6 protein-coding genes and 2 pseudogenes are annotated in these 9,214 nt (G+C 60.0%); 6 read left to right on the top strand and 2 right to left on the bottom strand.

Features of this window, described 5'->3' with window-relative positions; genetic code table 11:
- Positions 1–137: 137 nt before the first annotated feature.
- Positions 138–992, top strand: a pseudogene (locus EN955_RS09345) (IS110 family transposase); the annotation flags it as partial.
- On the opposite strand, the gene EN955_RS09340 reads toward EN955_RS09345, so the two are convergent.
- The gene (locus EN955_RS09340; protein WP_024505817.1) at positions 966–1,295 is read right to left on the bottom strand and encodes a transposase; all 330 of its coding nucleotides are present in this window, start codon (positions 1,293–1,295) and stop codon (positions 966–968) included. The pseudogene EN955_RS09345 and the gene EN955_RS09340 overlap by 27 nt on opposite strands.
- A gap of 177 nt (positions 1,296–1,472) precedes the next feature.
- On the opposite strand from EN955_RS09340, the gene EN955_RS09335 reads away from it, so the two are divergent.
- The 5 genes and pseudogenes from EN955_RS09335 to EN955_RS09315 all read left to right on the top strand — a co-directional run.
- Positions 1,473–1,688 (top strand): hypothetical protein, encoded by a 216-nt coding sequence (locus EN955_RS09335; protein ID WP_127218768.1) that lies wholly within the window; start codon positions 1,473–1,475, stop codon positions 1,686–1,688.
- 451 nt (positions 1,689–2,139) lie between these two features.
- A complete protein-coding gene (locus EN955_RS09330; RefSeq protein ID WP_024505816.1) occupies positions 2,140–3,402 on the top strand; it encodes an acetyl-CoA carboxylase biotin carboxylase subunit family protein in 1,263 nt (420 codons plus the stop codon).
- 377 nt (positions 3,403–3,779) lie between these two features.
- Complete coding sequence (locus EN955_RS09325) at positions 3,780–4,253, top strand: (2Fe-2S)-binding protein (RefSeq protein ID WP_024505815.1); 474 nt, start codon at positions 3,780–3,782, stop codon at positions 4,251–4,253.
- 11 nt (positions 4,254–4,264) lie between these two features.
- Positions 4,265–6,502, top strand: coding sequence for a xanthine dehydrogenase family protein molybdopterin-binding subunit (locus EN955_RS09320; RefSeq protein WP_024505814.1), 2,238 nt, complete (start codon positions 4,265–4,267; stop codon positions 6,500–6,502).
- Between the two features lie 490 nt (positions 6,503–6,992).
- A pseudogene (locus EN955_RS09315) lies at positions 6,993–8,444 on the top strand (ABC transporter ATP-binding protein/permease); the annotation flags it as partial.
- A gap of 598 nt (positions 8,445–9,042) precedes the next feature.
- Here EN955_RS09315 and EN955_RS09310 read toward each other — a convergent pair.
- The gene (locus EN955_RS09310) at positions 9,043–9,165 is read right to left on the bottom strand and encodes an exopolysaccharide production repressor protein (RefSeq protein WP_245265434.1); all 123 of its coding nucleotides are present in this window, start codon (positions 9,163–9,165) and stop codon (positions 9,043–9,045) included.
- Positions 9,166–9,214: the final 49 nt, after the last annotated feature.

Here is a 9,214-nt window from a genome sequence, read left to right as displayed (position 1 = left end):
CAACCCGACCTTACCGGCGAACTGTCGATGACCACCGCAAAGCCGCTCGCTCGCTACAGCGCTATCGAAGGCGCGCTCGCGAGCGGCTTCGCTACCGCCGAGCTACACCACCTGTGGGGACGCGACCAGAGCCGTCCATGGAGAAGGTTAGCACAGTCGGTTTGGATATCGCCAAGCACGTCTTTCAGATTCAGGTGTAGACGCGTTGGGCGTGGCGTCCTCCGCCGAAAGCTGCGTCGTGACGATGCCGCTGATTTCTTCAAGGTGTTGCCGCCGTGCCTGATCGGAATCGAGGCGTGCGCGACCGCACACCACTGGGCTCGGGTCCTTATGGCGCTGGGTCACGAGGTTCGGCTCATTCCCGCGTCGTACGTCAAGCCCTATGTGAAGAGGCAGAAGAATGACGCGACGGATGCCGAGGCGATCTGCGAAGCGGTTATGCGACCGACGATGCGCTTCGTTCCGGTGAAGAGCCAGGAGCAGCAGAGTGTGCTGATGCTGCATCGGGTCCGTGAGCTTCTGATCCGTCAGCGGACCATGCTGGTGAATGCCCTCGGTGGCCACCTGGCGGAGTTCGGAATCGTAACTCGCCAAGGCATTGCCGGTGTCGGCACGCTGATCGCACTCGTCACGAGTGAAGATTCTGATCTGCTTCCACCGCTTGCACAGGCCGCACTTCGTCCCATAGTCGGCCAGTTGCGGGAGGTGCACGAGAAGGTCAGCGAGATGGACCGCCAGATTCATACTTGGCATCGCTCAATGAACTGAGCCGTCGGCTCGAGACAATTCCTGGAATAGGTCCAATCACTGCAAGCGCGGTCGCTGCGACCGTAGCGGACGCGACGCTCTTCAAATCCGGCCGGCAGTTGGCGGCCTGGATAGGCTTGGTGCCGCGGCAAAACTCATCGGGTGGTAAAGACCGCCTCGGCAGGATCAGCAAGCAGGGCGATCCATATCTCCGTCGTCTACTCGTGGTCGGTGCCCATGCCGTGCTCTGATTCAGCGTCATTCCGGTCCGTCTTCACCGTCATCGCGCCCAGAGCCGCTTTGACATGTCGACTCTCGAAACACACGACAGGGAAGCCCTCGTCGACCAGGTGTCCGCCGATCCACTCCGATGTCGCACCGGCTTCCAAGCCAACGCGAACTAGATCGTCCCGCCATCGCTGAAGTGCAGCCGTCACAGCATCCGGGTCACCGAGCACCTTTCCCTGCCACAGCATCTCGCCGGTCTCGGCGATAACGCAAATAGCTACAGCGTCGAGTGAAATATCCAGTCCTGCATAAACGCTCATGCCGATCTCCTCTTGCCAGGTCGGCTCTGAGCATCAGACAAACGTCATGATCCGAAAAGGGGCCAGGCGTTCAGCGGGCTGAACCGAATACCCCATCTCTTCCGTAAACCGCTTTCTCTTCATCAGTCCGTCCTTCAATCGAGGCCGGACTCTAATCTCAGATGGAGGAAATTACCCGTGGCAGGTCACCGCACCTGGAAGGATCTGAAACTCGCGCTAAAGGAGGAAAACGACTGGTTGAAGAGCCTCATTGCAGAACGTCTGCACAAGGAGAACGTGAACTTAAGAAAAAGCTTTGGTTGGACTAATGCAGTAGAAGCGTGCCTGGGGCGTGTCAAAATCGGTCACGCGGCAGCCCGCAACTCGCCGGGCGGGGGAACGCTACGGCATTAATCTCAGGGCCGCTTAGATTGTAGAGGGGGGCCGGAGAAGGATGGCTTCCTTTTTCGGACATTTTTTCAAAAACGGCCGGACTATCGCACGCGCACAATGGCTGGCGATCCAAAAATCCGTGTCTTAATCGAGCATGTCTTAGCCAATCGGCAACCCCAAATGCCCCTGTTCGTGCGGGCCATCGGCGTCGCGCCATCCACGAAAGTTGGCATGGCCATTCCCGGCATATCAGGCACGCTGGGCCCTTAAACATCGCTCCCCGCTAATTCATGGAGACACTCCGTGCCCCACACCTGGCAAGCAAAACGTTGCAACAAATCCTTCAACTAAATTTGCAGAACCTTTGCGACTGCAAATCGCTGACGATGCTACCTTCACCGCAATTCGGAGTTCAGGCGCAGATCGAAAGCCGACGCCTGTTTGCCGCAGTACTCAACGGAGGTCAACGTCAATGGTAAGAAGAGCGCTCATCCTGGTTGAAGGTGGTCCATGGGGTTGTGGTCTGCTATACGTCCAAGCGGCCCAGCGTCTTGGCCTTCGTCCAATTATCCTGTCGGCCGATCCAGCGTCCAGTCAGTACGACAATTTTGCGGCAGAAAAGACTGAGACAATTCGTGTCGATACAGATGATCTCGATGCGCTCATCCGGGAATGTTCCCGATTACGTGCAATCCATGAGATTGCTGGCATTACCAGCCAGGAAGAGGAGGTTTATGCGACAGTAGGCAAGCTTTGCCAGTATTTCGAACTGCCGGGACCGAACCCTGCATCCATTGAACGATGCTGCGATAAATTCACTCAACGTGAACTCCTCGCGGAGGCCGGCGTTCCAGTACCTGTTTTTCGCGTAGCAGCGAGTGCGACAGAGGCAGAGAGAGCTGCCGCGGAGATCGGGCTGCCGGTGATACTCAAGCCAACCGTGGGCGGCGGCAGTAGCGGTGTCCGTTTGTGCCGCAATGTCGATGAATTGACCGAACATGCAAAGTATCTGTTGGACGGGAAGCACATACGGCTGCCTTCGCCAGCGCAACGCAAATGGCAGTCCTCGCCCAGGGTACTGGTCGAAGAATTCGCGGAAGGCACCTATTATGCCGCTGAGATAATGGGAAATGAGCTTATTGGGATTGGCACCGGCGACTTCGGCCGCCCACCCCATTTCGTCTATCGCGGGTTCACCTTTCCGGCCGTACTGACTGATGACGAGCGTAAGCGTATCGCCGACGTTTCGTTGAGTTGTTTGCAAGCTCTCGGCCTTGGCTGGGGGCCAACGAATGTTGAACTCCGGTGGACGAAGCGTGGGCCAGTTGTCATCGAAGTCAATTGGCGTCTTGCTGGTACGCCCACTCCTCAACTGGTTAACGCGGCTTGGGGTGTCGATCTCGTCACCGAGCACATCAAACTTGCCATCGGCGACGAATGCGATTCGCGCAGAAGGCATTCGCACACTGCGGCCGCGAGGTTCCTGGTTGCTAATCGCGATGGCACCCTCGATTGGATCGACGGCAACAGTCAAGCGGCTGCTGTATCAGGGGTAGCCGAGGTCAAATTCTATGCTGCACTCAAGACGCCGATCGTCAGGAAAGGTGACTGGCGAGACTGCATCGGACATGTCATCGCCGCTTCACCCGACCTTGCCCAGACCGAGGAGATCCTTCAGCGTGCCATCGACTTGATCAATTGGTCGATCACGCCATTTCCGACCCTTGGCGACTAGGATCTGCGGCTGTTACATCCAACCGGCGCGTGAGGCGCAAGGTAAGAGCTGACCGTCGCCTAACATTGGTGCAAGTGAGAGCGCGAGAGAGACCTTCGGCGCGCAAGACGTCTGAATCCGAGAGGCCAAATTGAGGCATGTGGCATGGGTCCCCAAAGATTCATCCTAGCACCAACGACGGGAGTTTTTATGAAACGCGCCCGGCGAACAGCTCGGTGATATTTTGGTTCGTCTTGCGCTCCTCGCTCGAGAACTCAGTACTTTCTGCCTGTAGGGAATTTCTTCCTAGCTGCTGCGAGGGGGGACTCGTCGCGAACACCGCTCGGTCCCCGGAAGCTCCCAAACACGTTCAGTTGGACCAAAACAGGAGACCAGCCATGATCTCACTGAATATCAACGGGCGAGAGCACGAGGTTGACGTTGACCCCGAAACCCCGATCCTTTGGGTCCTGCGTGACTCGCTCGGAATGAGCGGCACCAAGTTCGGCTGCGGCGCAGCGCTCTGCGGCGCTTGTACGGTGCATCTGGATGGCGAGGCCATCCGTTCGTGCAGCACGCCGATTTCCGCCGTTGAAAGCGGCAAAATCACCACGATTGAAAAGGCAACCGATGGCACTGACCGTGTCGGCGCGGCTGTCCACGCTGCATGGATCAGGCACGACGTGGCGCAATGCGGCTACTGTCAGAGCGGCCAGATCATGAGCGCGACGGCCTTGCTCGCCTCGCTGTCACCTGGCGCGCAGCCGACCCCCGAAGAGATCGACTCCGCCATGGCCGGAAACATCTGCCGTTGTGGAACCTATGCTCGTATTCGCGCCGCTGTAGCCGACGCCGCAAGCACTCTCGTCTGAAGGAGACACATATGTTCCCCAACATGGATCACAGAGAACTGCCGCGTGCGCTGCAGCACATGCTGGAGCGGGGTCGATCCACCGCTGCTCAAGCGCTGCCGCGCCGCAGCTTTCTAAAGTTGACTGGAGCCCTCGGGCTGACAATCGGCGTTTTTCCGCACCTCGCCGCGGCGCAGTCCACCGATGCGGCTGAGACGGCCAGCAGCCTCAAACTTACGGAACAGCCGGCTGCCTTTGTGCAGATCGCGCCCAATGGCGAGGTCACCATAACAGTCAATCGGCTGGAGTTTGGCCAAGGCGTACACACCGCATTGCCCATGATCCTGGCCGAAGAGCTCGATGCCGACTGGACCCTGGTGCGCAGCCGGCTTGGCACCAACGACCCGGCCTATGCTGATCCTCTCTTTGGCATTCACCTCACGGGAGGGTCCAACACAATCAAGGACAGCTTTACGCAGTATCGCGAGCTCGGCGCCCGGGCGCGGGCCATGCTGCTTGGCGCTGCGGCAGCGCGTTGGAACGTGGATGTGTCCACATTGCGTACTGAGGTCGGCGTGGTTCTAGGCCCCGAGGGCGGTAAGCTGGGTTATGGCGAACTGGCCGATGCGGCCATGGAACAGCCCGTGCCGGGGCAGGTGACACTGAAGGATCCGAAGAAGTTCCGCATCATCGGCCACCCCACCGGGCGGCTTGACGCGCGCGCCAAAAGCAGCGGACAACAGGATTTCGGGATCGATTTCCGGCTGCCGGGGCAGCTGACCGCCGTGGTCGCCCGTCCACCGGTCTTCGGCGCCCGCATCGCCTCTTTCGATGACAGCACCGCGCGCACGGTCAAGGGTGTGAAGGCAGTCCTGCGCGTGCCGCTGGATCGCGGAGCAGAGGGTGTGGCGGTAGTGGCCGACGGGTATTGGCAGGCGTCTCAGGGCCGCGATGCCCTTAAGGTGGAGTGGGACACATCGGCTGTCGAAAAGGTCGACAGCGAACAGCAACTCGCGCAGTACCGTGAGATGGCCATTCGCCCCGGCCCGCGCCAGTTCGATTCCGACATGGCGCCATTGGAAACGGCGCCCATGAATCTAGAAGCTGAGTTCGTGTTCCCGTATCTCGCCCACGCGGCGATGGAACCGCTGAACTGCACGGTTCGGCTTTCCGACGATCGCGCCGAGATCTGGATGGGGAGCCAAAGTGCCGGGCTCGATGCCGGCGCTGCCGCAACCGCGCTCGGCCTCAAGCCGGAACAGGTCGTGGTTAACGTGCAGATGTCGGGCGGCGGCTTCGGCCGGCGCTTTTCCAGCACCTACGACACCGTGATCGAGGCCTGCGAAATAGCCAAGGCCGCCAAGGCAGCGGGACTGAACGCGCCGGTGCGCACGCTCTGGAGCCGCGAGGATGATATGAGGGGCGGCTACTACCGTCCTATGCATCTGCACCGCGCCCGGATCGGCTTTGACAAAGAAGGCAATGTGCTGGCCTGGGATCACAGCATCGTCGGCCAGTCTATACTTACGGGAACCGTGTTCGAGCAGTTTATGGTGAAGAACGGCATCGATGCCTCCATGACCGAGGGCATGCGGGCCCCCTATCCGCTTCCAATGCGCCTGACAGTGCATCATCCTGATGTAAACGTGCCCGTTCTGTGGTGGCGTAGCGTTGGCTCCACCCATACCGCTTTCGTGATGGAGACCTTGCTCGACGAGATAGCGCGTGCAACCGACCAAGACCCTGTGGCCTACCGCATGCGGCTCTTCGGTGATCAGCACACCCGCCACCGTGACGCATTGCAACTGGCCGTGGACAAGAGCGGGTACGGCAAGACGCAACTGCCCAAGGAGCGAGCTTGGGGGGTGGCCGTGCACGAGTCCTTCAGTTCGGTGGTGGCCTACGTAGTCGAAGCCTCTGTTGCCGACGGACAGCCGAAGCTGCATCGGGTCACGGCCGGCGTTCACTGCAATCTGGCCGTCAATCCTCGGACTGTGGAAACGCAAATACAGGGCGCGGCGATCATGGGCTTATCGATGTGTCTCGCAGGCTCAGCAATAACGCTTAAAGACGGCGTAGTCGAGCAGAGCAACTTCAGTGACTATACGGTTGCGCGAATCACGGACGTGCCAGAATTCGACATCCACATCGTGCCTAGCGCCGAACCGCCCACGGGCATGGGTGAACCCGGCTTGCCGCCGTTGGCGCCGGCATTTGCCAATGCCATCGCACGGCTCGCCGGAAAACCGCTGTGTCAATTGCCCTTTTAATCTCATTGTAATCAGCGCTTCGTCTTTTTGCTGCCAAAATGTGAGTATGCCGCGGTCTCTTCGGCCGTCGTGACCGGATGTAGGCTGCTACCGCGAAGATCCAAGCGGGTGCGCGGAGATTGAATAGGTCAAGCATGCCCTTAAAGCCTACTTGATGCCGATTGCGCTATACCAAGAGGCAAGCGGCGCAGCACGCGCCTGAGCCGAACGACGACCAGGACGGACTGGCCGGCGCGATCCGGACAGAGGCGAGGTGCACAATTAGACGATGACCGCGGGACAAATCCCGAGGCGAGAGAGGCCGGCGCGACAATGCGCTTACAGCGCGTCAGATTCATCAGCCCCTCGCATAGCGAATTCCAGAGGCCAGCGGTCTTAGACCGCGCTGAAAGGCCGGACATATGACCGCACCTATCCCCGCTGGATGAATGTCTGAAAAAGGGCTTACCCGCGTGGCCGTTCCACGTATGTCGCGCTATAACATCGCCTCATTGGCATTAACGACGTGGTGCTGAGCATGGTATCCGATGTTGCGACCCGAAGTTTCATCACATCCAGCGCTTTTCGACAGACTGGCTTCGCCGGCCCCACAGTGCGCAAGGTAACGAGCGCTATGTTGGCGCTGGAGCTCCTAAACAGCACTATATTAATCGCGCAGCTCCCGGGTAGGTTCGACGGCGCTGCTCGGCTGGCACTGGCCGGTCATAGGCCTGATCTTTGCTTGCGGCTCTCTGATCTATCTTGCGTTTTCGATTTCGCTGTCGCTCAGCTATGTCGCGCCGGCGGCCAGCCTTGCCAACAGATGGGACACGAGGCTCGGCGGCGCGCTTGCGGCGCCGGGACCCGCGAAGACGAGCCGGCTTGCAAATATCATGACCAAATGGCGGCACCGCGCGCGCCGGAGTTGGGTGCGCGGAACGATCATCGACTCTACCCAAGGCGTAACTTTGGTTGCGCTCAGGGTGGCGGTGGTCGGATATGCCCTGCTGTGGTCGCATGGACAGGCAACGCCGGGCGAGATAGCATATGTTCTCACGTCCTTCATCGTCCTGCAGGGCTATCTGCGTGATGCCGGCATGCATGTCCGCAACGTGCAGCACTCGGTTAATGATATGGAAGAACTGGTGGCCATCCACAATCAGCAGGTGGATGTTGCCGATCGTCCAGAGGCCAAGCCGATCCGGATCACGAACGGCCGTATCGATTTCGAGAACGTCCACTTCCGCTACGCCAACCATCCCCTGCCGCTCTATAGCGAATGTTCGCTGTCGATTGAAGCTGGCGAAAGGGTTGGGTTGGTTGGACCCTCCGGTTCCGGCAAGACAACATTCGTGAAGCTGATCCAGAGACTCTACGACCTGAGCGGCCGCCGGATCCTGATAGACGGTCAGGACGTCTCCGAGGTGACCCAAGAGTCCCTTCGTTCGCAGATCGCGATCGTGCAGCAGGAGCCGATCCTGTTTCACAGGTCGCTTGCCGAGAACATCGCCTATGGCCGGCCTGGCGCGAGCCAGGCCGAGATCGAGCAAGCGGCACGACTGGCAAGTGCCCACGAATTCATCGCGCCCCTGCCGAAGGGCTATGGGACATTGGTCGGCGAAAGGGGTTTGAAGCTCTCCGGCGGCGAGCGCCAGCGCGTGGCGATCGCGCGCGCCTCCTCGCGAACGCGCCGATCCTTATTCTGGACGAGGCCACATCGAGCCTCGATTCGGAATCCGAGGTGCTCATTCAACAAGCGGTGGATCGGTTGATGGTGGGCCGAACCACACTCGTCATCGCACACCGGCTGTCGACGGTCCGCTCGCTCGATCGGCTGCTCGTCTTCGACCGTGGCCGCATCATGGAGGACGGCGATCATGCCGCCCTGATCAATCTCGATGGTGGCATTTACCGCCGCTTCTTCGAACGGCAGGCGTTGGAACTCGCGAAGGGCCTGGCCTGATCGCTAAACCGGCTTGCGCGATGCGCCGAGCCGTTGCCGGAGAGGGGTGTGGCAGTGACGAGCGGCGGGCGTTAGGCCGGCAAAACCAGCACGGCCGGAACTGTCCGCCAAACGGGCGAGCGGGAATGCACCACGTCTAAGCTTCGGCGAATGCGCGCAGTTACACGCGGGCACCGAATTGTCGCGCCTAACGGCGCACGCACCAAAAGGGCGGGAATGTCGACGGCCCGGGAAGAGTGCGGCCCTCGCCGTTACCCACATTTCGCCAAAGGAAGCGAAGTCAACGCACATTGAGAGGGCGGTGCTTCCCGGCCGGCTGGAATCCCTGTCGCTGGCCCAACCTACCGCACGCCGGCCACGTCAACGGTTCAAAGTCCCTTCGGTTCGCAAAGTCGTCCCCTTGGAGACCCGGAAGCGCAGGAGCTCCGACCGCAGTCTTCGCTCAACTCTGGCCATCTGCTCCGGGATTGGATTCCGTTCCCTTGCTAGCACAGTGGCAGCTGAGCACGAACTCGCCGGCCCCGTGTCTTTCGATTACGGCCAACGGGCTTAGGAAGAGATTGGATTCGCCGGCCCTCTGCGGAGCGAATGAACAGTTCTACAGATCATCGACGTCCGCGAAAAAGAGCACGCGGCCGAAGTAGCCGGCCTGAAGCAGCAGCGAACAGGCCAGCGTCGTGACGACTGCCACACGGAGCGAATCCAAAGCGAAGTAAACCATCGACGCATTGCTGCACAGGACCAGCCCCACGAGCCGACAAAAAGATGAA

Origin of the sequence: Mesorhizobium sp. M7A.F.Ca.CA.001.04.2.1 (genome assembly GCF_003998485.1) — a bacterium.
GTDB lineage: Bacteria > Pseudomonadota > Alphaproteobacteria > Rhizobiales > Rhizobiaceae > Mesorhizobium > Mesorhizobium ciceri.
The sequence above is the reverse complement of the archived record's forward strand: the minus strand, read 5'-3'. Positions and strand labels throughout refer to the sequence as shown.

Coding starts and splice junctions, on each gene's coding strand:
- EN955_RS09310 (WP_245265434.1), bottom strand. CDS start 9,165: ATGGTTTACTTCGCTTTGGATTCGCTCCGTGTGGCAGTCGTCACGACG.
- EN955_RS09320 (WP_024505814.1), top strand. CDS start 4,265: ATGTTCCCCAACATGGATCACAGAGAACTGCCGCGTGCGCTGCAGCAC.
- EN955_RS09330 (WP_024505816.1), top strand. CDS start 2,140: ATGGTAAGAAGAGCGCTCATCCTGGTTGAAGGTGGTCCATGGGGTTGT.
- EN955_RS09340 (WP_024505817.1), bottom strand. CDS start 1,295: ATGAGCGTTTATGCAGGACTGGATATTTCACTCGACGCTGTAGCTATT.
- EN955_RS09325 (WP_024505815.1), top strand. CDS start 3,780: ATGATCTCACTGAATATCAACGGGCGAGAGCACGAGGTTGACGTTGAC.